The 24,918-nt window shown below is 58.8% G+C and carries 20 protein-coding genes; 15 read left to right on the forward strand and 5 right to left on the reverse strand.

The features are described 5' to 3' along the window. The first annotated feature begins 2 nt into the window (after positions 1-2). The 3 genes from NTD86_RS15465 (at position 3) to speA (ending at position 3,344) form a co-directional block, all read left to right on the forward strand. Positions 3-536, forward strand: coding sequence for an NUDIX hydrolase (locus NTD86_RS15465; protein WP_262203451.1), 534 nt, complete (start codon positions 3-5; stop codon positions 534-536). Positions 537-843: 307 nt separating this feature from the next. After that, positions 844-1,215 (forward strand): translation initiation factor Sui1, encoded by a 372-nt coding sequence (locus NTD86_RS15470; RefSeq protein WP_262203453.1) that lies wholly within the window; start codon positions 844-846, stop codon positions 1,213-1,215. A 215-nt stretch (positions 1,216-1,430) separates the two neighbouring features. Continuing rightward, a complete protein-coding gene (gene speA, locus NTD86_RS15475) occupies positions 1,431-3,344 on the forward strand; it encodes an arginine decarboxylase (RefSeq protein WP_262203454.1) in 1,914 nt (637 codons plus the stop codon). An 84-nt stretch (positions 3,345-3,428) separates the two neighbouring features. On the opposite strand, the gene NTD86_RS15480 is transcribed toward speA, so the two are convergent. Then, complete coding sequence (locus NTD86_RS15480; protein WP_262203456.1) at positions 3,429-4,757, reverse strand: MATE family efflux transporter; 1,329 nt, start codon at positions 4,755-4,757, stop codon at positions 3,429-3,431. Between the two features lie 206 nt (positions 4,758-4,963). Here NTD86_RS15480 and NTD86_RS15485 point away from each other — a divergent pair, with 206 nt between their 5' ends. Continuing rightward, positions 4,964-9,856, forward strand: coding sequence for an alpha-2-macroglobulin family protein (locus NTD86_RS15485; RefSeq protein WP_262203457.1), 4,893 nt, complete (start codon positions 4,964-4,966; stop codon positions 9,854-9,856). A 119-nt stretch (positions 9,857-9,975) separates the two neighbouring features. On the opposite strand, the gene NTD86_RS15490 is transcribed toward NTD86_RS15485, so the two are convergent. Continuing rightward, positions 9,976-10,269: a hypothetical protein gene (locus tag NTD86_RS15490; protein ID WP_262203458.1), complete on the reverse strand. Its 294-nt coding sequence runs from the start codon at positions 10,267-10,269 to the stop codon at positions 9,976-9,978. Positions 10,270-10,354: 85 nt separating this feature from the next. Here NTD86_RS15490 and pbpC point away from each other — a divergent pair, with 85 nt between their 5' ends. The 3 genes from pbpC to NTD86_RS15505 all read left to right on the forward strand — a co-directional run bounded on the left by pbpC (position 10,355) and on the right by NTD86_RS15505 (position 16,065). Continuing rightward, a complete protein-coding gene (pbpC, locus tag NTD86_RS15495; RefSeq protein WP_262203459.1) occupies positions 10,355-12,682 on the forward strand; it encodes a peptidoglycan glycosyltransferase PbpC in 2,328 nt (775 codons plus the stop codon). A gap of 241 nt (positions 12,683-12,923) precedes the next feature. Further along, positions 12,924-14,198: a collagen-like triple helix repeat-containing protein gene (locus tag NTD86_RS15500; RefSeq protein ID WP_262203460.1), complete on the forward strand. Its 1,275-nt coding sequence runs from the start codon at positions 12,924-12,926 to the stop codon at positions 14,196-14,198. Between the two features lie 184 nt (positions 14,199-14,382). Next, positions 14,383-16,065, forward strand: coding sequence for a ShlB/FhaC/HecB family hemolysin secretion/activation protein (locus tag NTD86_RS15505; protein WP_262203462.1), 1,683 nt, complete (start codon positions 14,383-14,385; stop codon positions 16,063-16,065). A 68-nt stretch (positions 16,066-16,133) separates the two neighbouring features. On the opposite strand, the gene NTD86_RS15510 is transcribed toward NTD86_RS15505, so the two are convergent. The 3 genes from NTD86_RS15510 to NTD86_RS15520 form a co-directional block, all read right to left on the reverse strand. Continuing rightward, complete coding sequence (locus tag NTD86_RS15510) at positions 16,134-16,544, reverse strand: response regulator (protein WP_262203464.1); 411 nt, start codon at positions 16,542-16,544, stop codon at positions 16,134-16,136. Positions 16,545-16,548: 4 nt separating this feature from the next. Then, entirely contained in the window at positions 16,549-16,770 is a 222-nt protein-coding gene (locus NTD86_RS15515) for a Flp family type IVb pilin (protein WP_262203466.1), read from the reverse strand. Positions 16,771-16,831: 61 nt separating this feature from the next. Next, positions 16,832-17,056 carry a Flp family type IVb pilin gene (locus NTD86_RS15520; RefSeq protein WP_262203468.1) on the reverse strand — a complete coding sequence of 75 codons (225 nt, stop codon included), beginning with the start codon at positions 17,054-17,056 and terminating at the stop codon, positions 16,832-16,834. Positions 17,057-17,389: 333 nt separating this feature from the next. On the opposite strand from NTD86_RS15520, the gene cpaB reads away from it, so the two are divergent. The 8 genes from cpaB to NTD86_RS15560 are packed head-to-tail and all read left to right on the forward strand — an operon-like array spanning position 17,390 to position 24,826. Then, on the forward strand, positions 17,390-18,331 hold the full coding sequence (gene cpaB / locus NTD86_RS15525; RefSeq protein WP_262203470.1) for a Flp pilus assembly protein CpaB: 942 nt from the start codon (positions 17,390-17,392) through the stop codon (positions 18,329-18,331). Positions 18,332-18,357: 26 nt separating this feature from the next. Further along, positions 18,358-19,584: a type II and III secretion system protein family protein gene (locus NTD86_RS15530; RefSeq protein WP_262203472.1), complete on the forward strand. Its 1,227-nt coding sequence runs from the start codon at positions 18,358-18,360 to the stop codon at positions 19,582-19,584. Beyond that, positions 19,581-20,780, forward strand: a complete 1,200-nt coding sequence (locus NTD86_RS15535; protein ID WP_262203474.1) for a pilus assembly protein — start codon at positions 19,581-19,583, stop codon at positions 20,778-20,780. The genes NTD86_RS15530 and NTD86_RS15535 overlap by 4 nt, the downstream gene beginning before the upstream one ends. Continuing rightward, positions 20,777-22,051 carry a CpaF family protein gene (locus tag NTD86_RS15540; RefSeq protein WP_262203476.1) on the forward strand — a complete coding sequence of 425 codons (1,275 nt, stop codon included), beginning with the start codon at positions 20,777-20,779 and terminating at the stop codon, positions 22,049-22,051. Before NTD86_RS15535 ends, NTD86_RS15540 begins: the two co-directional genes overlap by 4 nt. Positions 22,052-22,061: 10 nt before the next feature. Continuing rightward, entirely contained in the window at positions 22,062-22,946 is an 885-nt protein-coding gene (locus tag NTD86_RS15545; RefSeq protein ID WP_262203478.1) for a type II secretion system F family protein, read from the forward strand. Position 22,947: 1 nt separating this feature from the next. Beyond that, on the forward strand, positions 22,948-23,832 hold the full coding sequence (locus tag NTD86_RS15550; RefSeq protein ID WP_262203480.1) for a type II secretion system F family protein: 885 nt from the start codon (positions 22,948-22,950) through the stop codon (positions 23,830-23,832). A 14-nt stretch (positions 23,833-23,846) separates the two neighbouring features. After that, the gene (locus NTD86_RS15555; protein WP_262203482.1) at positions 23,847-24,542 is read left to right on the forward strand and encodes a tetratricopeptide repeat protein; all 696 of its coding nucleotides are present in this window, start codon (positions 23,847-23,849) and stop codon (positions 24,540-24,542) included. 17 nt (positions 24,543-24,559) lie between these two features. Beyond that, on the forward strand, positions 24,560-24,826 hold the full coding sequence (locus tag NTD86_RS15560; RefSeq protein ID WP_262203488.1) for a DUF3613 domain-containing protein: 267 nt from the start codon (positions 24,560-24,562) through the stop codon (positions 24,824-24,826). Positions 24,827-24,918: the final 92 nt, after the last annotated feature.

The following is a 24,918-nucleotide window of genomic DNA, read 5'->3' on the forward strand; positions in this document are numbered from 1 at the left end:
GGATGGCAATCTCCACTTTAGAGGCTGCGCACCGTGCAGCCTCTGATATCGAACAGGTGGTCTGGGTGGACCGCGACGACCGCGTGCTCGGCGCTTTGCCGCGCCAGCAATTGCGCGAGCGCAACTTGATCGGGCGTGGCACGTTCATTCTATTGTTCAACTCGGCCGGTGAGTTGTGCGTGCATCAACGCACCCTCAGCAAGGCGCTGTATCCGGGGTTCTGGGATGTGGCAGCGGGTGGCATGGTCGGCGCGAACGAAACCTACGCGCAGTCCGCCACCCGTGAATTGGCCGAAGAGCTGGGCGTCAGCGGTATCGAGCTGACGGCGCACGAACGCTTCTACTTTGAGGCTCCGCAAAACCACCTGTGGTGCGGGGTGTTTTCTGGCGTCTGGGATGGCCCTTTGCAGGTGCAGCCCGAAGAGGTTCAGCAGGCGTTGTTCATGCCGGTGGCCGAGGCCTTGCGCCTGAGTGAACAGCAGCCTTTTTGCCCAGATTCACTGGATGCGTTGAGGCGTTATCTGGCGCACGCCTGACAGGTGGGGGCGGGCTTGCTCGCGATGCGAACTACGCGGCCAGTAGCCCGAATGACGCTGATGCCATCGCGAGCAGGCCCGCTTGCGCAGAGGTTGCAATGGCAGCAGGAAAAACCTTTAAAAATTGCGCCAATTGGCTATTGGGCCTCAGCGATTTTGTCGTTACACTGCGCGACCTTTTCAGGCTCAGGTGCTTTTGCGCTTGAGTTGCGCTGCCCCTGCCAGAGTGGGGCTTCGCGGTCGGTACACCTTGGCGCAAGCGCGTCATGCACCGGCCAATTTTTTGTCCTCCATATGAGGATTGCCGGTGGCCAAAAAAGCCGCATCCTTCGCCGCCCTGGGTGGCCTGGTATTTTCCACCGACGCAGGTCGTCACTGTCCAGACTGTCGTCAGCCAGTGGACGCCTGTACCTGCAAACAAACCCTGATCCCTGCCGGTGATGGCATTGCTCGCGTGCGCCGCGAAAGCAAAGGCCGTGGCGGCAAGACGGTGACGACCATCACGGGCGTGCCGTTAGCCGAAGACGCACTCAAGGAACTGGCCACCACGTTGAAAAAACGCTGTGGCACAGGTGGAGCGTTGAAAGACGGCGTCATCGAGATCCAGGGCGACCACGTTGAGCTGTTACTGGCTGAACTGGTCAAGCACGGTTTCAAAGCCAAGAAGTCCGGCGGCTAGCAGCCTCTGTCAAAACCACCGTTGAGTTGTCTTGCCGCCTCCAAGGGCCGGGCAAGTGCTGCTCGCCATGGTTTTCACAGAGCCTGTTATTGCGGGTTTCTAAACTCGGCGCTGTTGTCAGGGTCTACCCTGAGCAGACTAATCGTCATTTTTACTCATTAGACTGCGCCGACCTGGTCACAGGTTTGGCTACTTGACTTATATAGGGGACTTCGATGTCCGTACGACGCACACGCAAAGACGATGGCAGCCAATGGACAGTTGCGGACAGCCGCAGTGTTTACGGGATTCGCCATTGGGGGGCCGGGTATTTCGCGATCAATGAAGCCGGTCGCGTAGAAGTCCGTCCGAACGGCCCGAACAGCTCGCCCATCGATCTGTACGAGCAAGTCGACGAACTGCGCCAAAGTGGCTTGTCCTTGCCATTGCTGGTGCGTTTTCCAGATATTTTGCAGGACCGTGTACGCCAACTGACCGGTGCTTTTGATGCCAACATCGAGCGCCTGGAGTACCAGAGCCAGTACACCGCGTTGTACCCGATCAAGGTGAACCAGCAAGAAGCCGTGATCGAAAACATCATCGCCACGCAGAACGTGTCGATTGGCCTTGAAGCCGGCTCCAAGCCCGAGCTGCTGGCCGTGCTGGCGCTGGCCCCCAAAGGCGGCACCATCGTCTGCAACGGTTACAAGGACCGTGAATTCATTCGCCTGGCCTTGATGGGCCAGAAGCTCGGTCACAACGTGTTCATCGTGATCGAGAAAGAGTCCGAAGTAGACCTGGTGATCGAAGAAGCGGCCTCGCTCAAGGTCAAGCCACAGGTTGGCCTGCGCGTGCGCCTGTCGTCGCTGGCGTCGAGCAAATGGGCTGACACCGGGGGTGAGAAATCCAAGTTCGGCTTGTCGGCGGCGCAGCTGCTGTCGGTTGTGGAGCGCTTCCGTGGCGCCGGCCTGGACCAGGGCATTCGCCTGCTGCACTTCCACATGGGCTCGCAGATCGCCAACCTGGCGGACTACCAGCACGGCTTCAAAGAAGCGATTCGCTACTACGGCGAACTGCGCAACCTCGGCCTGCCGGTCGACCACATCGACGTGGGCGGCGGTCTGGGCGTTGACTACGACGGCACACACTCGCGCAACGCCAGTTCGATCAACTACGACATGGACGATTACGCCGGTGTCGTGGTCGGCATGCTCAAAGAGTTCTGCGACGCACAAGGCCTGCCGCACCCGCACATTTTCTCTGAAAGCGGCCGTTCCCTGACCGCACACCACGCCATGCTGGTGGTGCAAGTGACCGACGTCGAGAAGCACAACGACGACGTGCCAGAGATCGAAAACAAAGAAAGCCTGCCCGAGACTGTGCAGTGGCTGGTGGATCTGCTGGGCCCGACCGACATCGAGATGGTCACCGAAACCTACTGGCGCGCGACGCACTACATGAGCGACGTGGCGGCCCAGTACGCCGATGGCAAAATCAGCCTGTCGGAAAAAGCCCTGGCCGAACAGTGCTACTTCGCCGTGTGCCGTCGCCTGCACAACTCCTTGAAAGCGCGTCAGCGTTCGCACCGCCAGGTGCTGGACGAACTCAACGACAAACTGGCCGACAAGTACATCTGCAACTTCTCGGTCTTCCAGAGCCTGCCGGACACCTGGGCGATTGGCCAAGTGCTGCCGATCCTGCCGCTGCATCGTCTTGACGAAGAGCCGCTGCGCCGCGCTGTGCTGCAAGACCTGACCTGCGACTCCGACGGCAAGATCAAGCAATACGTCGACGAGCAGAGCATCGAAACCAGCCTGCCGGTACACGCGCTCAACGAAGGCGAAGATTACCTGCTGGGTATCTTCCTGGTGGGTGCTTATCAGGAAATCCTGGGTGACATGCACAACCTGTTCGGTGACACCGACTCGGTGAACATCTACCAGAAAGCCGATGGCAGCGTGTACCACGCCGGTATCGAGACCCACGACACCATCGAAGACATGCTGCGCTACGTACACTTGTCGCCCGAGGAGTTGATGACTCACTACCGTGACAAAGTGGCCAGCGCCAAGATCAGCGCCAAAGAGCGTACCCAGTTCCTCGACGCCTTGCGCCTGGGGCTGACGCGTTCGTCTTACTTGTCCTCATAAGACTCAACTGACCTGCAGGAGCGATCTTGTCTCGCGATCTTTTGACCCTTTAAAAGATCGCGAGGCAAGCTCGCTCCTACAGGGTTATGGGGTAAACCAGCGGATTCGCGTGGCGTATAGCCCCAAAATCGCGCTGCGCAGCACCATAAACAGCAAGAAACTTATCCACAGCCCGTGGTTGCCGTAACCATGCAAGGCCCAGGCGACGGGAAAGGCGATGACTACGCTCACCAGCATTGCATTGCGCATTTCCAGGGCGCGGGTGGCGCCGATAAACAAACCGTCCAGCAAGTAGCTCCACACCGCAATCAGCGGCAGCACGGCCAGGTACGGCAAGTACTGGAAGGCTGTTTCGCGCACGCTTGGGATGTCGGTCTGCATCTCGACAAACAGATGCCCGCCGAACAGAAACAGCAACGCAAACAGCGCGCTGGCCAGTAACGACCAACCACACGCCACCACCATCGAGCGACGCAAAGCCGTTCGATCACGGGCGCCGATGGCATGCCCGCACAACGCTTCGACCGCGTGGGCCAGACCGTCCAGCGCGTGGGCTGTCAGCAGCAGACCATTGAGCAGCAGCGCGTTTGCCGCCACGGTGGCATCGCCCAAACGCGCACCTTGCACGGTGATAGCAAAAAATACCGATTGCAGCAGCAGGCTGCGGATAAAAATATCGCGGTTAACCCCCAGCAGCGGTTTCCAGTTGTGCCACACGCGCAGCGCGGCCCAGGCCATCTTGCCCGGATACGCCCGCAATGCGCCGCGTGTCAGCCACAAACCGAGCAGGGCGCCGCTCCACTCGGCAATCACCGAGGCCCGCGCGGAGCCGACCACGCCCCAGTCCAGACCGAGGACAAACCACAGGTTGAGGGCGATGTTCATCAGGTTGGTAGTGAGCAAAATCGCCAGCGGTGCCCGCGCGTTTTGTGCGCCCAGAAACCAGCCCACCAGCGCATAACTGGCCAGGGAGGCGGGCAGGCCAAACAGACGGTTGTGGAAGAACGCCAGCGTCATGTCATGCAGCTCGGCAGAAGGCTGCATGACACTCAGCGCCACGCCGCTGAACGGGATCGCAATGACAGCCAGAAACAATGAAAGCCCGAGCGCCAACAGTAATCCTTGCAGCAGGATTTGCCGCAGCGCTGCGCCATCGTTACGCCCGGCGGCTTGTGCGGAAAAGCCCGTGGTGCCCATGCGCAGAAAGCCCATCATCCAGGCCAGGTAGATATACAGGCTGGCGCCGACCGCCACCGCGCCCAATTGATGAGCGTGGGGCAAATGACCGATCACGGTGCTGTCGACCAGCGCCACCAACGGCACGGAAATATTCGACAAAATCATCGGCGCAGCCAGCGCCCACACCCGGCGATGGGTCGGGCGGTCGCGCCAGTCGGCTAACAGAAAAGACATGCAGGCTCCTTTGGGGACCGGCATTGTAACGGAAGCAGCCTTCACCCTCCTTGCGCCTTGCCAAAACCTGTAGTCGCAGCCTCATTATTTGGTAGCGACTAAAGGAACTATGCCCTAGGAAAATGGTCCTTTACGACCAGCGCGTCTGCCGTTAACGCCACGCTGTTATATAGTTGCCCCTTCACTGCCACAACAATGAGTACACCATGCTTAACAAAGGACTGTTCCTGGCCTGCGCGCTGGCGCTGCTGAGTGCTTGTGATTCCTCTTCGTCCTCCAAGCCCGAGACGCCCAAGCCGGCCGCCGCCACCCAGGCCGCCAAGCCAGTGCAAGACCCCAAGGTGCTGGCTGAGCGCTATGCCGGTCGTGAGTTGAACGTGGTGGATGTCTCTGAAGTGCAGTTGGACGGTGCCAGCACTTTGTCGGTGAGTTTCTCGGTGCCGCTGGACCCCAAGCAAAATTTCGCTGAAAAACTGCACCTGGTCGATGCCAAGACCGGCAAGGTCGATGGCGCCTGGGAGCTGTCCGATAACCTGATGGAACTGCACCTGCGCCATCTGGAACCGCAACGCAAATTGATCCTGACCGTCGACCCTGGCCTGCGTGCCGTCACCGACGCAACCCTGGCTGGCGAGTTCGTCAGCCGTCTGGAAACCCGTGACCTGCAGCCGACCGTTGGTTTTGCCAGCCGGGGTAGCTTGCTGCCCACGCGTCTGGCCGAAGGCTTGCCGGTTATCGCGTTGAACGTCGATAAGGTTGACGTGGAGTTCTTTCGGATCAAGCCCGAATCCTTGCCGGCTTTTCTGAGCCAATGGGGCGCCAGCAGCAGCCTGCAAAGCTACGAGTCCAAAGAGCTGTTGAGTATGGCCGAACTGGTCTATGGCGGGCGCTTTGACCTGAACCCGGCACGCAACACCCGTGAAACCGTGATTTTGCCCACCTCGGGAATCAAACCGTTGCAGCAGCCGGGCGTGTACCTGGCGGTGATGACCGCGTCAGGCAGCTACAACTATTCGACCCCGGCCACTTTATTCACCCTCAGTGACATCGGCCTTTCCGTACACCGTTATCAGAAGCGCCTGGATGTGTTCACCCAAGCGTTGGAGGGCGGCAGTGCCTTGGCCAACGTCGAGCTACAGGTGCTCGACGGTAAAGGCAAAATGCTGGTCCAGGGTAAAACCGATAAAGAGGGCCACGCCGAACTGGCCTTGCCGCCCAAGGCTGATGTGTTGGTAGCACGCCAGGGCGATCAGACCAGCTTGTTGCGTTTGAACACTGCTGCGCTGGATTTGGCCGAGTTCGACATCGGTGGCCCGCAAGCGCACCCGTTGCAATTCTTTGTGTTCGGCCCGCGTGACCTGTACCGCCCGGGCGAAACCGTGCTGCTCAATGCCTTGCTGCGTGATCGCGACGGCAAGCCGGTCAAGCCGCAGCCGGTCAGCGTAGAAGTGCGCCGCCCGGACGATCAAGTCAGCCGCAAAATTGTCTGGGAGCCGGATGCTTCGGGCTTCTATCAGTACGCCCTGCCATTGGCGAGCGAAGCCCCCACCGGTCGCTGGCAGTTAGTCTTCGACCTGGGTGACGGCAAGCCGCAGTTGTATGAGTTTTCGGTTGAAGACTTTTTACCCGAGCGCATGGCGCTCGAACTCAAAGGCAGTGACAAGCCGCTGCGTCCGGACCAAACCGCCGAGATTCAGGTCAATGGTCGTTACCTGTATGGCGCCCCGGCGGCGGGTAATCGCTTGAGCGGTCAGGTCTATGTGCGCCCGTTGCGTGAGGCCGTGAGTGCCTTGCCGGGCTACCAGTTCGGTTCCGTTACCGAGCCGGAATTGACCCAGGACCTGGAACTGGACGAGAGCGTGCTCAACGCCAATGGCAAAGAAACACTCAGCATTGAGAGCCAGTGGAGCGAAGCCCGGTCGCCGCTGCAATTGATCGTGCAGGCCAGCTTGCAGGAATCGGGCGGTCGCCCGATTACCCGGCGTCTGGTGCAACCGGTATGGCCTGCTGACCGCTTGCCCGGTGTGCGCGGGCTGTTCAACGGCACTGAAACCGACGGCGATGCGCCGGCCGAATTCGAACTGCTGGTGGCGGACAATCAGGGCCACAAACTGGCGGCGCAAAACCTCAAGGTTCGCCTGGTACGTGAGCGCCGCGACTACTACTGGAACTACTCGGACAGCGACGGCTGGAGCTATCACTACAACGAGAAGTTTCTGAACCTCAACGAAGAAACGGTCAACGTCAAGGCCGGAGAAACCGCCAAGGTCAGCTTCCCGGTGGAGTGGGGCCCTTACCGCGTTGAAGTCGAAGACCCGCAAACCGGGTTGGTCAGCAGCCTGCGTTTCTGGGCCGGTTATCGTGCGCAGGACAACGCCGAGGGTGGCGCTGTGCGACCGGACCAGGTCAAGTTGGCGCTGGACAAGGCGGCGTATAAAGACGGCGATACCGCCAAAGTCACGGTCACACCCCCCGCAGCGGGCAAAGGCTACTTGTTGGTCGAAGGCAGCGACGGCCCATTGTGGTGGGAAGAAATTGAAGTCCCGGCAGAAGGTAAAACCTTCGATTTCAAACTTGACCCGAACTGGGCGCGACACGATCTGTATGTCAGCGCGCTGGTGATTCGTCCCGGCGAGCGCAAAACCAATATCACGCCAAAACGTGCGGTCGGCGTGCTGCACCTGCCGCTGGATCGCACCCAGCGCAAGCTGGCCCTGACCCTTGATGCGCCTGAAAAAATGCGCCCCAAGCAGCCGCTGACGGTGAAGGTCACGGCTAAAAACGCCGACGGCAGCATTCCCCAGCAGGCTCACGTCTTGCTGGCAGCGGTGGACGTCGGGGTGCTGAATATCACTGACTATGCGACCCCGGACCCATACGCCAGCCTGTTTGGGCGCAAGGCCTACGGCGCTGATCAGTTGGATATCTACGGGCAATTGATCGAGGGCGGGCAGGGCCGCCTGGCCAGCCTGGCATTCGGTGGTGACGCGGCCTTGGCAAAAGGCGGTAAACGCCCGGCCACCAGCGTCAACATCGTCGCGCTGCAAAGTGCGCCGGTCACCTTGAATGAGCAGGGCCAAGGTGAAATCAGCGTCAACATTCCGGACTTCAACGGCGAACTGCGCTTGATGGCGCAAGCCTGGACCGATGATCGCTACGGCATGGCCCAGGCCAAAACCGTGGTCGCCGCACCGCTGGTGGCCGAGTTGGCGGCACCGCGCTTTTTGGCTGGCGGTGACGAGACACGGTTGGCGCTGGACGTGTCCAACCTGACCGACAAACCGCAAAAACTCGACGTCACTCTCAACGTTGATGGCCAGCTCAGCCTGCTCGGCGATGCTGCCCAGCACGTCACGCTGAGCCCCGGCCAGCGCAGCACCTTGCAGATTCCGGTCAAGGCCTTGGGCGGTTTTGGCACAGGTGTGGTGAAGGTCACGGTCAACGGCCTGGACCTGCCGGGCGAAACCCTGCCGCCGTTCAGCCGCGAGTGGACGTTGGGCGTACGCCCGGCGTATCCGGCGATGCTCAGGCAGTACCGCGCCGTGCTCAAGGATCAGCCATGGAGCCTGCCGGAAGGCGAGTTGCAGGCCTTTGAACCGGCCGGGCGCGAAGCCTTGCTGAGCCTGTCGAGCCGCCCGCCGTTGAACCTGGGTGAACAGATTCGTGCGCTCAAGGCGTATCCGTATGGTTGCTCCGAGCAAACCACCAGCGGCCTGTATCCGGCGCTGTATGCCGATGCCGCGTTGCTCAAGCGTTTGGGGCTTGAAGGAGAACCGGATGCCGAGCGCAAACGCAAAATCGAACTCGGTATCGAGCGTCTGCTGGGCATGCAGCGTTACAACGGCAGCTTCGGCTTGTGGGGCGCAGACGGGCAGGAAGAGTATTGGCTGACGGCCTATATCACCGACTTCCTGTTGCGCGCTCGTGACCAAGGCTATGCCGTGCCGGCCGATGCGTTGAAAAAGGCCAACGAGCGACTGCTGCGTTATGTGCAGGAGCGCAACCTGATCGAAGCCGATTACAGCGATAACCTCGACCACACCCGCTTTGCCGTGCAGGCCTATGCGGCGTTGGTTCTGGCTCGCAGCCAACAAGCGCCACTGGGAGCTTTGCGCAGCATTTTCGAGCGTCGCAGTGATGCGCGTTCCGGTTTGCCGCTGGTGCAACTGTCGATTGCGCTGCAGAAGATGGGCGACCAGCCGCGTGCCGATCAGGCGCTGTTGGCCGGGTTGGCGGCCAAGCGTCAGAGCAATCAATGGTTGGGCGATTACGGCAGCCCGCTGCGCGATCAGGCATTGATTCTGGCGTTGCTGGAAGAAAACAACTTAATGGCAGGTCAACGTGAGCAGCGTCTGTTTGAACTGTCGGATCTGTTGGCGGGCACCCGCTGGTTGTCGACTCAGGAGCGTAATTCGCTGTTCCTGGCCGGGCGTGATGTGCTGATCCAGCCCGAAAGCAACTGGACGGCCCAGCTCACCAGCGGCGATCAAACCCGCCAGCTGAACAACCGTCAGTCTGGGCTCAAACTCGATGGTGCGCTGCTGACTCCGCCGCTGACGCTGCGCAATGAAGGCAGCGACGCGGTGTATCAACAGCTGACCCTCTCGGGTTATCCACAGCAGGCGCCAGCGCCCGGTGGCGAGAACATGACCATTCGCCGCGATTACCTGGGCATGAATGGCGAGCCACTGAACATTAAGGCCCTGAAAAGCGGTGATCTGGTGTTGGTCCACGTGGCCGTGACGGCTAAACAGGCGGTGCCGGATGCATTGGTGGTCGATCTGTTGCCAGCCGGCCTGGAACTGGAAAACCAGAACCTGGGGCAGAGTGCTGCCAGCCTTGAAAACGCCAGTTCACAGGTCAAGCAATGGCGTGACGCAATGCAATACGCCAGCGTGCAGCATCAGGAATACCGCGATGACCGTTACGTAGCGGCAGTGAAACTCAACGGCTACGGCACCACGCATCTGCTGTACCTGGCGCGTGCCGTCACGCCGGGCACCTACCGTGTGCCGCCGCCGCAAGTGGAGTCGATGTACCGACCAAACTGGCAGGCCGTGGGCGAGTCCCAGGGTGAGATGGTGATAAAAGGGCGCTAGAGCGAAGAATATTCGTGGGAGCGGTCTTGCTCGCGATACAGCCGCCGAGGTGTATCAGGCAGGCCGCGGTGACCTCATCGCGAGCAAGCCCGCCCCCACAGGATATGAATGGCGTGTAGTTAATGAATGATCCAGCTCAACACCCACAGCCCGAGCAGTAGCCAGATCACACCGCCGATGATTGAGGCGCGCATAAACGCGCGCACGGCGTTGTACAAAAACAGCAGCCCGAGCACCAGCACAGCGATGCTGACGATGGAGGTGTCCATGCCCAAGGCGCGCGCCATGCCATCGATAAAGTTGCTGCCCGCTTGAGTAATCAGGGTGAACAGGCCGTTCAGGCTTTCGACGATCCAGCGAACGACAGTGCCCAACCACAGGCCCAGATTTCCAATAAAGCTTTCGACGTGCATGGGGATGTCCCGATCAATAAGATGGCCACTGTGCCAGAGATCTCCCTTAGGCAACCAGACAGAGTGCAAAGTTGCGTAATAAGTAATGGTTAGAAAAAGCTTGCTGTGGGCCACCTGCGGCCTGGTGCTGGTGATCGCGTTGCTGTGGCTGGCCGACCGGCTCTGGCCGTTGCCGCTGCCCAAGGATGACCTGGCGCGTGTGGTATTGGCCGAGGATGGCACGCCATTGTGGCGATTTGCCGATGCCAATGGCGTGTGGCGTTACCCCGTGCAAAAGGACGAGGTGTCGCCGTATTACCTTGAAGCGTTGCTGACCTACGAAGACCGCTGGTTTTTCCGGCATCCGGGGGTTAACCCGCTGGCGCTGGGGCGGGCGGCCTGGCAAAACCTCAGTGGCGGGCGAGTGTTGTCGGGGGGCAGCACCTTGTCGATGCAGGTTGCCCGTTTACTTGATCCACATGAACGCACATTGCCCGGCAAAGTGCGCCAGTTGTGGCGCACGGCGCAGCTTGAATGGCATCTGTCGAAAGACCAGATCCTGAGTCTTTACCTCAATCGCGCGCCTTTTGGCGGGACGTTGCAAGGTGTGGCGGCGGCCAGTTGGGCGTACCTGGGCAAGTCGCCGCAGCACCTCACGCGTTCTGAAGCGGCGCTGTTGGCCGTGCTGCCGCAGGCGCCGAGTCGGCTACGGCCTGATCGCCACCCCGAACGCGCTCAGTTTGCGCGTGACAAAGTATTGCGGCGCCTGGCCGAGTATCAGGTGTGGCCGCAAGGGGCTGTGGATGAAGCGCTGGAAGAACCGCTGTTGCTCGCGCCGCGACTGGAACCGAGCCTGGCGCCGTTGCTCGCGCGCCGCTTGAATCGCCCGCACAGCCCGCCGCTGATCCGCACCACCTTGGACGCCAATCTGCAACGACGCCTGGAAGACTTGCTGCTGGGCTGGAGGGCGCGCCTGCCCGAGCATACTTCGGCGGCGATCATTGTGGTTGAGACCGAAAACATGGCCGTACGCGCCTACCTCGGCTCGGTGGACATTAACGATGCCCGCCGCTTTGGCCACGTCGACATGATCAGTGCCATACGCTCGCCGGGGTCGACCCTCAAACCGTTTTTGTATGGCATGGCGCTGGACGCCGGGCTGATCCATTCCGAGTCGCTGCTGCAAGACGTACCGCGGCGGTATGGCGATTACCGGCCGGGCAATTTCTCGATGGGCTTTAGCGGGGCGGTGTCGGCCAGTTCGGCATTGGCGCTGTCGCTGAATTTGCCCGCCGTGCAACTGCTCGAAGCCTACGGTCCGAAGCGCTTTGCCGCTGACCTGCGCAATGGCGGCATCCCGCTGATCTTGCCGGCATTGGCCGAGCCCAACCTGGCATTGATCCTGGGGGGCGCCGGCAGCCGCTTGGAAGACTTGGTCAGCGGTTACAGCGCGCTGGCGCGGGGTGGCAACAGTGCCAATTTACGCCTGCAACCCCAGGATGAGTTAGTCGAACGGCGCATGCTCTCGCCGGGCGCCGCGTGGATTATCCGGCGCATCTTGAGTGGTCAGGCGCGCCCGGACCGCGACCCCTCGGCCGAGCTGGTGCAGCGTCCAGCTTTGGCGTGGAAGACCGGCACCAGTTATGGCTTTCGTGATGCGTTGGCGATTGGCGTGGGGCCGCGGTACTTGATCGGCGTGTGGATCGGTCGCCCGGACGGCACCCCTGTGCCGGGGCAGTTCGGGCTGGCCTCGGCGGCGCCACTGATGCTGCAAGTCCATGACGTATTGAGTAACCGCGACAGTCAGCGCGCGATTGTCGCCCCCGTACCGCCGGTGCCGAGCACTGTTGGGGTGGCGGCGATTTGTTGGCCTCTGGGGCAACCGTTGAACAAGAACGACCCCAATTGCCGACGTCAGCGTTTTGCCTGGACCCTGGACCACACGACACCGCCGACCTTGCTCGCAGCCGATCAACCGTTGGGCGTGGGTTTGCGCGAAACTTTTTGGGTGGATGCGCAAGGTCTGCGTGTGAGCCCGCAATGCCCCGGTGCGCAACCGCGTGAAATCGCTTTGTGGCCCGCCCCGCTTGAGCCTTGGTTGCCACGGGCCGAACGACGTGAAGCGCGCTTGCCGGCGGCCTCAACGAACTGCCCGCCACCGGCATCGAATTCGGTCACGGCATTGTCGATTGTGGGTGTTCGAGAAGGGGATCGTCTGCAACGCCCGGCGGCGAGTCAGGCTTCACTGCGCCTGACACTGTCGGCGTTGGGCGGCGACGGTCGGCGCTGGTGGTTCCTCAATGGCGCACCGCTGGGCGACAGCGCGCACCGGGAAGTGCTCACTGCCACGCTTGAACACTCGGGTCGCTATGAATTGAGCGTACTTGACGAAAGCGGGCAAACCGCACGGGTTGAATTCAGTGTCGTGGAATAAGCACTCCTGCTGTTAATTAGGCTTAAAACTTTAGTAAGTGTGCCAATTTGTTTTAATTAACTAATTGATTTTAAGAGTTATTTATTCGCATCAAATCCTGTTTATACAAGGGCTTAATACCAAGTGGTGAATGGTTCAATACCGGGTCCGGCGTTGTGATGTAAGCCACGACTGAACGCATTTCTGACCTGAGATCAGGGAGCGTTCGAACTCAGGCGAATCAGGTGCAAGGTAATGAATCATGAACACTCAATTGTGGTTGAAAACCAGTACAGCCCTTTTGTTGGTAATGACCGTCAGCCTGGCCGGCTGCCATAGCGGCGGTGGAGGTTCTAAAAGTCATGTGCAAGCGAGTACGCCAGACGCAGCCTCGGGCGGTGCGGATGGCGGTGGTAATAACGGCGGTGGCGACAACGGTGGTAACAACGGCGGTGGCAATAACGGTGGCGGCAACAACGGCGGCGGTAATAACGGCGGTGGCAACAACGGTGGTGGCAACAACGGGGCGAGCAATACGCCTCTGGTCACTGGCCAGGTCATCAGTCAGGTCGGTACGGCGGTTGGCGGCGCAGGTTCCGCAGTCAGTGATCTGGGAACCACACTCACAACCGTTCCCGTGGTAGGGGCCGCGGGCGGTCTGGTAATCCATACCGGTGATGCCGTGACGTCCGTCAGCGATGGTTTGACCCATGGCCTGGGTACCCTCGGTACCGATAAGAACTCCTTGGGTATCACCGTGGCGGGTGCAACTAACGCGGTGTCGGATGTCGGTAAAGGTGTGTCCTCTTTGGGACAGGGCGCCAGCGGGTTGCTGGATAACACGCCGATCAGCCAGATCCCGATTGCGGGGGGCGTCGCCGGCAAGGTCACCGATGTGGCGGGCGGTCTGGTCGACAAGGTCGGGACGACGGTCACCATGCTGGGCAACACCTTGACCACCAATGTCACTTCTGGCCAGTTGGGCAAAGTGACAGGAGGGGTCAATGACAAGGCCCTGGTGCCGGTTATTTCGCTGGTGGAAAAAACCACGGGGCAAGTGGGAACAGCTGCTGGTCTGGGGGCGCCGGTAGACGGCCTTCTGAATAAGGTGGGTGGCGTAGTCACAGGTGTCGGCAACAAAGTGACTACGGCTGGTGATCAAAATCCGGTGACCACGCTGGTCGGTGGCGCGCTGGTGGGTGTGGGAGGAGTGGCCGACAAGGCGGGCGGTTATGTGAACCCGGCAACTGGCGCAGGTACCGGCGCCGCCGCGGGAGGTGTGGGCGGCCTGGTGGGCGGCGTTGCCAGCACGGTCGGTGGTGTCGTGGGGACAGTGACCGGCGCCAGTTCAGGTAACGCAGAAGGCGGGGGCTTGCTCGGTGGCGCAGTGGGAGTTGGAGCGGGTGTCGGAGTGGGGGCGGGCATCGTCACCCCCAGTGCTGGAGCAGGCGCAAATGCAGGCGCGGGCGCTAGTTCGGGAGCGGGGCTGGTGGGAGGTGTGATTGGTGGGCTGGGCAACGTAGGCAAGAAAAACTGACGATACTGCACCTGGCCGGCACGATGGCCTTACCAACAACACCTACGCTGGGTTGGAACGAGAGATTGGCTTCAATCTCTCGTTTTCTACAGGTTCAGATTGTAGGGCTGCTGTTAGCGCCGTGTTGATCGCGAGAGGGCATGGCCAGGCCGTTAACTCGCTGTCGTTGAACACGGAGTGCCCTATGAGAACCTATATCCCTCTGTTGTTATTGGCCTTGACCCCTTATGTCAGTGCCGAGCCTCTACCGCGCTATCTCAACAGCAACGAAACTCTGCAATCGCTGCCTGCGCCCAACTTGCCGGTGGATGCCTATCGACCCTCAACCCCGGCGCTGCAACTGCCCAAACCGGGGGCAGCACAGCCCCAGCCTCTATTGATGAGCACCCGGTTGACCATCCGCAAATTGCAGGTTGAAGGCGGCACGGTGTACCCGTTGCAAACATTGGGCGCGGCGTACCAACCGTTGCTGGGGCGTGAAATCACCCTCAGTGAGTTGATTGAAGCGACGCGAAAAATCACTCAGCGCTACCAGGCCGATGGCTACTTGTTGTCGTATGCCTTTTTGCCCCCGCAGAAGTTCGATCAAGGCCTGGTGCGTGTGGTGCTGGTTGAAGGGTATATCCGTGATTATCACGTCGACGGTGATGTCGGACGGGTCAAAGGGTTTATTGATGAGCTGGTCGACAAACTCAAAGGCGAGCGCCCGTTGACCCGTAAAACCTTTGACCGCTATGCCACCTTGATGAGCCGGATTCCGGGTGTGACATTGCAGGCGCAAGTACCGCCTCCGGGCACCACCGATGGTGCGGCAACCATGCACATAACGGCCAGCCGCAAACCGTTCACCACCAGCATGAGCCTCGTTGAAAGCAGTCGCGACAGCACTCAGGCGTTGCTCGGCGTGAGCAGCAACTCGCAAACCGCTATGGCCGAACAACTGACCTTGAGCGGGTTGTTCCCGCCGGGTCATGACAAGGAACACTACTACCGTCTTGATTACAGCCAGTACCTGAATGCCGAAGGCACGCAGTTGAGCCTGTATGGCACGCGGTATCGCAGTGACCCGGCTACCCGCATTGCCACCAGTGATGGATTCGTACTCAAACCGCACCGCGAGAATGACCGCTTTTCAATCGGCATCAGCCACCCGCTGATCGTTGCTCCTGACCAATGGCTGAGTCTTGCAGCGCGTTTGTACGGAGTGAACGACAAGACCGATTACGAGATCGTCGGTTACGCACCGACTATCAGCGAAAAAACCAATGTGCGTGCTCTGGCGTTTGAGGGGGACTGGCGCAAGTCCGATGCCCAGCAATTGCGTATTGTCAGTGCAGGTGTATATCAGGGCATTAATGGGCTGGGTGCCAAGACTGAAAGTAACTTGACGGGCAACCACTATGATCTCGACTTCTTTCGTTTGCGTTTGTCCGGAGTGCAAAGCAATACATTTTTCGATAATTGGCAAGGCGTGATGTCGGCTGCGGTGTATTGGAGTGACGATACTTTGGCAGACAGTGAGCGTGCCGTATTCGGGGGTCAAAATTTTGGCCGTGGTTATCCCGATGATCAAGCGTCCGGTGATAAAGGCTGGGGGGTAGCGTACGAACTCAACTACAGTTTCAATCGCGAAGGTGAGTGGGTGAAACTGTTGCAGCCTTATGCCGTATTGGACAGGGCGAAAACCTGGTTTAACGAACTTCCGCTCAAAGGCTCTGATATGTCCTCGGCAGCATTGGGAGTGCGTTTTGGCGATAAGCGTTATTACAATATGTCACTGGAAGTGGCCAAGCCTATGTCAGATATGGCGCTGGATAGTTTTAACCGGCGACTGCGTTATAGCTTGAGCTTTAGTTATCAGTTGTAGAATGAATGTGTCTTGCGGTCTTTAAATAATTAAAAGACCGCGAGGCAAGCTCGCTCCTACAGTCGGGGTTATGGGCGGACGGAGTAGAGTTTGGGGGCGGGGAATAAGTAATTAAGGGTGTGGATCAAACGATCGTGATAGATGGGTTTACGAAACAAGTCCAGGACTTGCAGACGCAATAAGTCACTGACATTGTCCATGTCGGCATGGCCGGAAATAACGATGACAGGTAGGTGCTGTCGGGAGGTGTGGTTTCGCAGGCGTTGAATCAACGCGATGCCACTTTCTTCGGGCATGCGCAAGTCAGTGATAACCAGTGCGATGTCTGGGTGAGCGGTCAACTGTTGAAGGGCGAGTGAGACTGAGGTTGCCGTAAAGCAACAAAAGCCCTCGCCCTCCAGCAGTTCTGCCAGCTCCAGCAGAGCGTCCTCTTCGTCGTCTACCAAGAGAAGCTGTTGGCGTTTAGATCGGCTGTTCATGGGGTTAAGCAGGTTTGGTAACAGCATCTTTAATGGTCGTAAACATGTCATTGATTGAGCCAGATATTGGGGTGACGAAGGCTGCTAAAACGATAGCGACCATCGCTGCAATAATGGCGTATTCAATACCCGAAGCACCCTCTGTACGTTGCCAAAACAACTTGGCTTGACGTGTCAGAAACACGTTGGCCGGAACATACAATTTCAGAGCGGTTGTTGAAAGCATCTGATCTCTCCTTGAACGCCGCACGTATAGCCGCTTGTCCATGTTTTGAAATAGCCCAATATTAACCGGCTGGTTTGGTCACCGCTGTTTGAATAGTTGTAAACATGGCCTTGATCTGAGTGGAAATAGGCGTCACAAAGGCAGCAAGCGCAATCGCAACCATCGCTGCAATAATGGCGTATTCAATACCCGACGCTCCTTCAGTGCGCTTTGCAAATTGCTTGACATGGTGCGCCACGAAGAGTTGGGTCGGAACATAGACTTTCAGAACGGTATTGGTAAACATCTGATTTCTCCTGGGTGCACCAAAGAGGGCACTTCGCAGCAAAGGAACGACGTAATTACTAATTGCCATCACAGCATCGGCAAGAAAAGCGTATCCATCAACTGTTAAAAAGCACTAATGCAAAAGTATTAATCCTAAAGTGTCACTGTGAAAGTTTCGGAAAAACAAGGTGTTCGGCGGCACTTTAATTTTTTTGAGTAGCCTAATGGCGTTTTGCTTTGTGTGCGCTACTTTCAAATAGCGAAATGGTCGCAACAATAATGCCTGTCATAGCGATCGATGTGTGAATGGATTTCCTGATGTGCAGTACTGAGTGGCAAAGGGAGTGTGTTAATGAATAACCGACGCAGTTTGATCCTGGCCGCGCTCTTGTTTATTGGTGCCATTGCCGCAGGTTTTTGGGGATTGGTTTTGACACGCCAGCAGCCGGTTGCGCAGGTACCGGCAACTCAGGTCGTTGAGCAGAGCGTGGCCACGGTTGAAGACCAGACGCGTCAGCCCGTGGTCGTGTTAGTGCGTGATATCGCCCCTCATGTGGCCTTGACGGCCGACGATGTGACCCTTGAGAAATTGCGCACGGCGCCCGCAGGCAGTTTTGCCTCGATTGATCAGGTGCTTGGCCGTACCCCGTGGCGCAGCCTGAGTGCTGGCACTTGGCTGAATGAACAAAGCTTTGAAGTCGGAGGGCCGCTGGCGCGGATGATTCGCCCGGATGAGCGCGCACTGGCGGTGGCCATTGATGAAGTGATCGGCGCCAGCGGGCAGTTGTCCCCCGATGATTATGTAGATGTGTTGTTGTCTCTGCGCGAGGACCCCTCCAACCCACAACAGTCGGCGCAAGTCGTAGTGCCGGCCGTTCGGGTCTTGAGCGTGGGGGATGAGTTGGGGCAGACCAGTGATGGTCAGTCAACCAAGGCATCGCTGAGTGCTGACGAGGCACTCAAACAAGTGCAGCGCCGTGCCACTGCACGCTCGGCGGTGCTGGCAGTTCCCGCGCCGCTGCTTAGTCAGCTGATGCTCGCGGCCCAGGCAGGCACCTTGCGTCTGGCTGTGCGCAGCGCTCAGGAAAATCGCTTGAGCAAATACTGGGCCGGTGAGCAGGACGTCCCAGACAAGCTTGAGAACGCCAGACGCGAGCTTTATCAGTTCAACCAATTGGCCTTAACCGGCTCGGCAAAAGCCGCACCGGTGGCGAACCCTGGCGGCGGTGCCCCTCGAGCGCGGGGCATCGAAATTATTCGCGGCAATCAAACGGCTCAACAGCCTGCTCAATAAAAAGCCTGATCTGCAAGGAAGACCCTATGAGCCATCGTTGCGTAGCGCTGTACAAACGAGTTGTCTGGACTCTGGTTCTAAGCAGCTTGCCTTTTGAAATAGCTCTGGCCGCGTCCTCAAATTGCTCAGCGCTTGGGCAATTGCCTGCGGTGCTGGAAGTAGGTCAAGGCAGCCAGCAAGCAATGGATTCACCGGTCGCCATCACGCGCATTGCTGTGGGCGATCCGAGCATCGCCGATGTGCAGGCCAACGGCAACAATGCTTTTTTACTGACCGGTGTCGCACCGGGCACCACCAGCCTGATGGTCTGGACCTCCTGCTCCAAAACACCCCGCCAGAGCATGGTGTTCGTCAAGGGCAAGGCCACCCAGAGCTTTACCAGCGCCTCAGTGTCCCCCTCAGACGACCCGGCCTTGCTCAGCCAGGTGCAAACCGATATTCGCTTTGTCGAAGTCAGCCGGACCAAGTTGCAGGAAGCCAGCACGTCGATTTTTGGGCAAGGCAGCAACTATCTGTTTGGCTCACCTAACTCATTCATTACCAGCGCTGAAAACATCATCACAGGCGGCCCGCTCGCCAACAGCAAAAACTTCAATATCGGCTTCGGCGGTGGCCGGGTTCGGGCCATGATCAATGCACTGGAGGGCAGTGGTTTTGCTTACACTCTGGCGCGGCCGAGCCTGGTGTCATTGAGCGGGCAAAGTGCGACCTTTCTGGCGGGGGGCGAAGTGCCTATCCCTGTGCCGAGCAGCGGCAGCGATAACGTGTCAATCGAGTACAAGGAGTTTGGTATTCGCTTGACGTTGACTCCGACCGTGGTGGGCAACAACCGCATCCTGCTCAAGGTCGCACCGGAAGTCAGCGAGCTGGATTACACCAACGCGGTGAACATCGCCGGCACATTGGTGCCGGGGCTTAACGTGCGCCGTACCGACACCAGCATCTCGCTGGCCGATGGCGAAAGCTTTGTGATCAGCGGCTTGATCAGTACTCGAAACACCTCGCAGGTAAACAAATTCCCGGGTCTGGGTGATGTGCCGATTCTGGGGGCTTTTTTTCGTGACTCCAACATCAGCCGCGAAGAGAAAGAACTGCTGATGATCGTGACCCCGCACCTGGTTCAACCCTTGGCTGCCAATGCTCCTCTGCCAAGCATGCCTGGCGAAAAGCTGCGTAATTACGACCCCAACTGGTATCGCTTGTATTTCCTTGAGAACGGCAATTTCAATCGCCGTAGCGGGTTATCCCAATGAGCCAGAGCCTGAGCCAGACGTTTCTCGCGCTGACGCGCAATGACACTGACCTTGAATGGCTGCAAGGGGCGCTGGCCCCGTTGGGGCAGGTGGTGGGCGCAGGTGGCAGTACGCTGGATGAGCTGCTGGCGCTGATCGATGTGACTTTCGCCGGGCTGATTTTTGTCGGCCTGGACCGCGATAAAGTTGTGTCTCAGTGTGCGTTGATCGAAGGAGCACTAGAAGCCAAACCCATGCTTGCCATTGTCGCGATGGGTGATGGCATGGATAACCAGTTGGTGCTCAATGCCATGCGCGCCGGCGCGCGAGATTTTGTGGCTTATGGCTCGCGCTCCAGTGAAGTGGCCGGGCTGGTACGTCGGCTAAGCAAACGTCTGCCCCCCGTGTCGCCGAATACCGATCTGGGCGGCCTCAGCGTGTTGTTCAGCGCGCAATGCAATGCCGATGGTGCGCTGCTTGCAAGCCACTTGGCGCTGGTGGTGCAAAAGAGCGGGCAAAAAACCTTGTTTCTGGATTTGGGTATCCCCCGTGGCGACGGCCTGGCGCTGTTGGGCCTTGAAGGTTCATTCTTTTTTGGCGATGCGCTGCGTCATCTGCGGCGCCTGGACAGCACCTTGATCGATAGTGCGTTCACCAAAACCCAAAACGGCTTGCGGGTGCTGGCGCACAGCAACACCGATGAGCCTTTGGAGCAAACCAGCGCCGCTGAGTTGTACATGTTGCTCAGCGCCTTGCGTCACCACTTCCAGCACATTGTGGTGAACCTTACGGGCCAGCCGGATGGTGAGGCGCTGCGAACGTTTGTGACCCATTGCGACAAGTTGCTCTGGTACGTCGATCAGAACGTGCTTGATTGCCGCCGCAATCTGGATGTGCTCAATCTTTGGCGCAACAAAGGCATGAAGTTCGAGCATACGGGCTTGGTGATCGACCGCTACTTGCGGGGGATTGCGCCGGATGTCGATGCGTTGACCAAGAGCTTTGATTTACCGGTATTGATCTCGTTGCCGCTGAGCGCCGAGTTACGCCTCAATGCGAAAAATCAGGCTGTCACTCTCTTTGAATTGGGACCGCGTGAGGCCTTGAGCCAAGGCTTGAAAAAAATCGGTGAGCAATTGCCCAAGCGCTCTGTGGCTTCGGGCAAATCGTCCTCCATTGCTGACAAGTGGCTAAACCGCATGTGGGGGGCAAAATGACCAAGGAGCAGTTGTTCGGTTCTGGGCTTCATAAAGACGGGCGAGCGGATCACGACGGCCTGAAACTGGTGTTGCACCGTTACATCATCGACGCCATCGAGGAGAGCGGCAAAAACCTGCTGGAAGACTCGCGGCATGTCTTGTCGCAGTTTGTCACTGACCGCGTGGCCGAATACGTATCGCGTTTGCACCTGGCCATTTCACGCTACGAAATGGAGCGTCTGGCGGAGGAAATCGTTGATGAGCTGACAGGGTACGGGCCGCTGGAAGTGTTGTTGCGCGACAGCTCTGTCACCGAGATTCTGGTCAACGGGCCGCACCACGTGTTTGTTGAGCGCGACGGTCTTTTGAGCCACAGCGATTTGCGTTTTATCGATGATCATCATGTCGAGCGCGTGATGCAGCGCATTTTGGCACCGCTCGGTCGGCGCCTTGATGAGTCTTCACCGATGGTCGATGCGCGTCTGCCGGACGGCAGCCGGGTGAACGCGATCATCCCGCCCATTGCGTTGGACGGCCCCTGTCTATCGATTCGGAAGTTTCGCAAAGACATGCTCAATAGCAGCGACCTGGTGACGATGCAGACCATTGACCAGTCGATCTATGAGTTTTTTCAGGAGTCGGTTGGCAAGCGCTGCAATATTTTGATCAGCGGTGGCACCGGGACTGGCAAAACTACGTTGCTGAACATCCTTAGCCAATTGATCAGCCCGCACGAGCGCTTGGTGACCATTGAAGACGTGGCCGAATTACAACTGGGGCATCCCCATGTGGTGCGCCTTGAAACCCGCCCGCCGAATTCTGAAGGGCATGGTGAAGTCAAATCCAGCGACTTGATCCGTAACGCCCTGCGGATGCGCCCGGACCGCATCATCCTCGGCGAAATTCGAGGCGTTGAAGTGCTCGATGTACTGACGGCGATGAACACCGGTCACGATGGTTCGATGAGCACGGTGCATGCCAACACCGCACAAGACGCTCTGTTGCGCCTTGAAACACTGGTGGGTTTGACGGGAAGGACGGTGGCGGAAAAGACCCTGCGCCAAATGATCTGTGCCGCCCTCGACGTAATTATCCAGCTGACCCGCATGTCTGACGGTCGTCGCTGTGTCAGTGAAGTGCTGGAGGTGGTGGGTGTGCGTGACGATGTATACGTCACCAATACTTTGTTCCGGCTGGACAAACGCACCGGTTTTGGTTTTGTGCGTGAAGCACTGAACCCGGCGAGCGACAAGCTGCGTCGCGCCCCGATTCTGAATGCCAACGGCTGAGGCGTAGATCATGATGCCGGCCCTGATACTGTTCGCGATCAGCTTGATGATGTTCATGTTGTCGATGAGCCTGGTCTACAGCGCTCTACGTGATCCTGCCACCAGCCGGGTGCTGAGCCGCTTGACCGAGGGACGCCCGCAAATGTCGGACAAGGCGCTGGGTGTCGAGTGGCTGGACCGAGCTTTTTTGCAGGCGGGGCTGGGGCGTCCTTCGGAGCGTCTTGGGTTGTGGCTGCTGATCTGGGCCGGGGGTGTAGCGTTGGCAGCGCTGTTGGGCGGCTGGTTTTTTTTTCTCGTGTTCCTGGTCGCGCCACCGGTATTCGTGAAGCTATTTGTCAGTTGGCGTTACCAGCGTCGAGTCAAGCGCATGGTTGAGCAATTGCCGCAATTGCTCGATCACTGCGTGCGCAGTCTGAAGGCCGGCCGCACCCTGGCCGATGCGGTGCTCAATGCCATCGAGGCCTCCCATGACCCGCTCAAAAGCAGCATCGGCCGGGTGGCGCGCAACGTTCAGTTAGGCGTGAGTTTGGCCGAAGCGGTGCAGGATTTTGCCGAGCTGTACGAGCGTGACGAGTTTCGCATGTTTGCCCTGGGCTTGAAGGTCAACCATCGCTACGGCGGCAACGCCAGCGAATTGCTGGAAAACCTCATTGTGTTGATTCGTGAACGTGAGTCAGGGGCGCGCAAGCTTAGGGCGATGACCGGTGAAACGAGGGTCACGGCGTTGGTGCTGGCGCTTTTGCCGCTGTTGGTGGGTGGGTATTTCATGGTCACCAACCCGACCTTCCTGGTGAATATGTGGCATGACGCAAGTGGCCAACATTTGTTGATTGCCGCTTTTGCCATGCAGGCCATCGGCTGTTTTGCCTTGTGGCGCATGGTACGGAGTGTATGACATGGCTTTGCTGATTTGCTCAGTGTTGCTGTTGGCGGCCCTTGGGGTCTTGATCTATAGCGCGATTCAACAGCGCTTGCGCCAACAACGCGTGGTGCAACGTCTGGAGGGCGAAAAGACCGGTCCCGGGAAGATCAGCCTGTGGATGCGCGCACTGGGCAGCAGCAAGTTCGGTCAGCGTTCGGTGTCGATGGATAACGAAACTCAAGTCCTGCTGAACCGCGTGGGTTGGCGCACGGCAAGCCAGCGTTCGCTGTTTGCGGCGTTTCAGATCGGTACGCCGGTGGCCATGGCCGGGTTGGCGTTTCTGGGGCATGAACTGTTTTACCCAGGTTCCGGCAATTTAATGATCGTGCTGCTGTTCGCCCTGGCGTTGGGGTATCTCCTGCCCAAGCGGATGCTTGCCCACGTCGCCAAAAAGCGCCAGGAAGCGGCGGCGGTGGAGGTGTCGACGTTTATCCCGCTGCTGCGCATTTTATTTGAGTCGGGCATGGCGGTTGAGCAAGCGCTGCGGGTGTTGAGCATAGAGGCGCGGCAACTGTTGCCAGTGCTGACCGGCGAGTTGCAGTTGGTGCTGGCCCGTGTGGATTCCGGCCTGGAGTTGAGCCAGGAGTTGGACAAGGCGGCCAGTTTGCTGGCGGTGGATGAGTTTGACGATACCTGCGTGATCCTCAAGCAATTGATTCAGCAGGGTGGTGGCGCGATGAAATCGTTGCAGTCATTGAAAAGCCTGCTGGATGACCGACGTCTCACCCGCATGGAGGAATACATCTCAAAAATGTCCGCCAAAATGTCGGTGGTGATGATGATGTTTCTGTTTCCGGCGTTGTTGATTGTGTTGGGCGGACCGAGCTTTATTGCTATCGCACGGGCCTTTGGCTCTTGATCAGGAGTATGAGCATGAAAGCACTCATGACCGTGTGTGCGCTGTTGATGTTGGGTGGATGCGCCAGCGGGGGGCAAAGCAACCCGCCTTGGGCCGCTTTGAGCGGGGGCAGTTGCGGCAAGTTGAGTGACGATCAGGAGTTGTCGATGAACCTGGCCGACGACATGGCCAAGGAGGGCAAGCTGCATGCCAGCCTGGCCAATCTGCAAAACTTGCCGGAACACTACGCCCAGGTGCAATTGCGCAAGGCGCGAATCTATCGCCAATTAGGCCGTCCTGAAGCTGGCCCGTTGTACCGCGGGCTGCTAGGTACCTGCTTGAGCGCTGAGGGTGATCATGGGCTTGGCCAGTTGGCGGCCGCACGAGGCGATAACACGCTGGCCGTGTCCTACCTTGAACGTGCTGCGCGAGCGGCGCCCACGAACGAGAAAATCCGCAATGACCTGGGCGTGGTGTACCTCAACCAACTGCGCACAGACGAAGCTCGCTTTGAGTTTTTGACGGCGTTGGAGCTTAAGCAGTCGGATCAATTGGCGGCGTTGAATCTGGTCACCTTGCTCATCTATCAGGACCAATGGAGCCAGGCGGCGGAGCTGGCTAGTCGTGCAGAGTTAACCCCTGAGCAAATCAGTGATGCACAAGCCAGGGCCCAGGCCCTGAAAGCCCAGGCTGCCAAACCGGCCAGTAGTCAGGTGGCTGCAATTAAATAAAGCATTGGAGGTTTGCCATGAAATTCTCAGTTCGTTTGGCAGTGCTATTGGGTGTGATGCCACTGGGTGTCCTGGCGATTGAGCCTGGGCCAGCTTCTCAGTACCAGCAGGAAACCGAGCGCTGGCTACACCTCCAAGTCAGCGGTCAGGCTCAGTCCAAGGAGCGTCAGGTGGCGACCCCGGCGGAGCGTGAACGCAGCCTGCAACGTTGGCTGGACAGCTACACCCACCCCATTCCTGAATACTACAAACAGGACGAAGGCGGTAAGGCCAAGCAGGAATAGGACTCGCTAGCTGCTGTCTAGGAACGAGGCTGCGTTGTGGGCCGCTGCGCACCCCATCGCAGCCTCATGCTTCGGCAGCGACCACCAGGGTA

This window comes from Pseudomonas sp. 7P_10.2_Bac1, from assembly GCF_025465935.1.
Taxonomy (GTDB): domain Bacteria; phylum Pseudomonadota; class Gammaproteobacteria; order Pseudomonadales; family Pseudomonadaceae; genus Aquipseudomonas.